Origin of the sequence: uncultured Campylobacter sp., from assembly GCF_937890585.1 — a bacterium.
Lineage (GTDB): Bacteria > Campylobacterota > Campylobacteria > Campylobacterales > Campylobacteraceae > Campylobacter_A.
The window spans coordinates 1-2909 of sequence record NZ_CALACG010000339.1 but is presented as its reverse complement, the minus strand read 5'-3'; the positions used below and the strand labels follow the sequence as shown (position 1 = coordinate 2909).

The 2909-nt window shown below is 39.9% G+C and carries 2 protein-coding genes; both read left to right on the top strand.

The annotated features are described in order from the left end of the window. Positions 1 to 239 (top strand): hypothetical protein (locus Q0296_RS10225; RefSeq protein ID WP_298040261.1); only part of this gene is annotated, 239 nt, incomplete at its 5' end. A gap of 17 nt (positions 240 to 256) precedes the next feature. Beyond that, on the top strand, positions 257 to 2909 hold a 2653-nt coding region (locus tag Q0296_RS10220; RefSeq protein ID WP_298040260.1), incomplete at its 3' end, for a hypothetical protein.

Below are 2909 nucleotides of genomic sequence, written 5' to 3'. Positions count from 1 at the left end.
TTTTGAAACAGTCCGCCAGCGCCGTTGACGTTTTGGCGCAAGTGTTCAAATTGACAGATGAAGAACAGAAACGACTAGCAAATTTCCCAGTTGGGCAAGGCTTATTCTTCGCTGGACAAAATCACGTTCATATCCAGATTCAGGCTAGTGACACCGAATATAATTTGATTAATACAAATCCTGCATCACAACAAGTAAAACCGTCAGATTCACCGATCGGCGGCTACGGGGCAGTGTAAAAAAATAACGAAAAAATATGGCGCGAGTTGATTATACGACAGATTCCGAGACTGATAGCAGATTAAATCCTGCTAAACAGGCTCAATTTGATCAAATCGCAGCCGAGGTTGATAGCGGATCAGAACTAAGCGATCGGGAAAGAGACGCCATTAATGATCTTGAGTCTCAGTTTAATGATAATAATTCCGACCTCGACCCTAACCAAAATGATTCTGCCAGCGCTGCCGTTAATGACCAGGAATCTTCTATTCCTGACAACGGCTTTTATGAACCGTCCAATGACAAAAAACGAAATAATTTAAAATCTACCCTAAAGCTTGCAAAAAAAAGTAGAGGCATAATAGCTATAGTTGGTATTCTACTTTCTATAGCGGCTACTTTTTCGGCTCTTCTACCATTGAAATTAAATTCTTTACTAGACAATATAGATCAGCAAATCGGAAGTGTTGCTCATTATTCAGTAGAGGAGCGTTTGCAATATATAACCACACGCTGGTTAGCTATGAGAGTTATGAAAGAAGCTTACCCAGGGGACGAACATATAGTTTTCTGTAAGGGCGGCGGCATATTATGTTCACTAACTTCAACAAAATATTCTGTTTGGTTTGAAAAAATGCTTGATGCTAAATTTGAAAAAGAAGGCGTCAATGTAAAAGTAGTCATAAACTCTCACGGGCGTTCAGGCCTAGGAGGCAAGGCTTCTCATTTCACTATCAAAAACGTTAACAAAGACCTTGACAGTGTAATGAAAGGCGTAGAAAAAGAGGTTGGACATAAGGAAATAAGGAAAAGAATTAATAATGATATAAAACGAGTGCACGGTCGTAATTATTTAATGCGCTTTATATCCAAACGTATTCTATATAATAAATATGGCGTAAAATCGTTTAATATTATACCCGAAAAACATGTTAGAGCATGGAAAGATTTTAAAGCGAAAATTAAATCCGAATTCGCTTCTCGTGCCATCGGAAAAATATCACCAAAACTTGCCGCCGTCTTATCGTGTATTAATGGTAGAGATGCCTTAGGTTGTGCAGAAACACTCGATAAGGTTAAAACCAAACTAGATGGAGATGTAGAAAAAAAAGAGAATGCCCTTAAGGAAAAACCCAACGATCCTAAAGCAAAATTGGATTACGAAGCTGCTAAATCCAACAAAGATACTTTTAGTAAACTTACCGATAATCTAGCTAATGGCGACGGTCTTATTGCAAAAATAATAAACAAAGAGCTAATGAAAAAATTCACAACTGGTTCAGCTATCGTAGGAGCCATTGATATGGCTGCTGGCTTCATAGGCGCCCTAGATTCAGGTACTCTTGAAGTTATAGGACGAGCTCAAGTCGCCCAAACCTACGCCTCTTTCGCTTACGATGAAGGTATTAGTCCAGTTGTAGTAAATGACATGATGAAAACTGGAGACTTACAAGATATTCGATATTTAGAGCTTGCGACAAGTTTATTTGACGGGGCAGAATCATCACCACTGTACAGTGAAATTCAGGCTGGCGGGCTCACATCATCCATACTTCCAATCCTATCCGGAAACAGCGCATCAGCATCTGGCGGAATACGAACTAAATGTACTGTTGACGGCAAAGAGAAGGTTGTTACGTTAGATCCAGGCGAACTTGTTTGTCCTGAAAAGAAAGTTGTCCAGGATTATACAGCATTTACCAAAAATCCAGCATGGCAAGTGCTAGCCGCAGTAGCTAACTTTTGGAATAATTCTATAGGGGCTGTAATTGACATAGCTGGTGATATAGTATCTCAAATAACGGGACCTATTGTAAACTTTGTAACTCAATTACCTGGAATTAAGCAGGTAATGGACTTTTCGCAGGACATAATGGGCACCTTAGTGCAATGGGCGATTAGCTATATATTTAATATTCCAAACGTTGGCATTGACGCTCCAGGAAATAATAATTACGAAGCTCTAGTAGGCGCACAGATGGTCTCAACGGCGGATAGTCTAGAAAATGGTAAAACAGAGTCTGGGTCTGGTATCGGTGGTAAATTATTGAGCGATAATGAATTGGCGATGATAGCAACGAAAACAGAGCAAGAAGATAAGGAAGATTTTGAGCAACAGCCAATGCTAGCAAAGATATTTAATCCAAACTTAAGAAATTCAGTAGCAAATCAAATGCTTGCTATAATGCCAATCGGTAAAAAATCTGCCATTAATTTCTTAGCGAAAACACCAGCCTTATTACTATCGCCATTAATGCCGAACAATCGAGCTTCAGCGGCTACTAATAGATTAGCTGTCATGAAATCTATGGGAATACCTTGGTATGGATATACGGATCCTGAAGTGTTAAATGCCGACCCAAACAAATATACTGCAGAAACCTGTAAGACGTATGATGAAACTCGAAAGAAAAGCCTGGAAAGAGATAGAAGCACGGGGTATGTCGTTCCTGTTTACAAAACCTCCGATCCTTGTGCTTTAGAGGAGGTAGTAGCCGGCATACTAGCTGAAAGAGCTGGAGATACTGATAGTAAATACTATATTAAAGACCTTGGCGGTGGCGGTAATAGTTCAAAGTCTTCATCTTCAACTGGTGAAGCTGTCGGAGAACCCGAGCTGGAAGAGGCTCAATCAGGATGGGGTAATCATAGTAACGGCGAAATTCCAGACTCAGATCTGCAAACTCTAT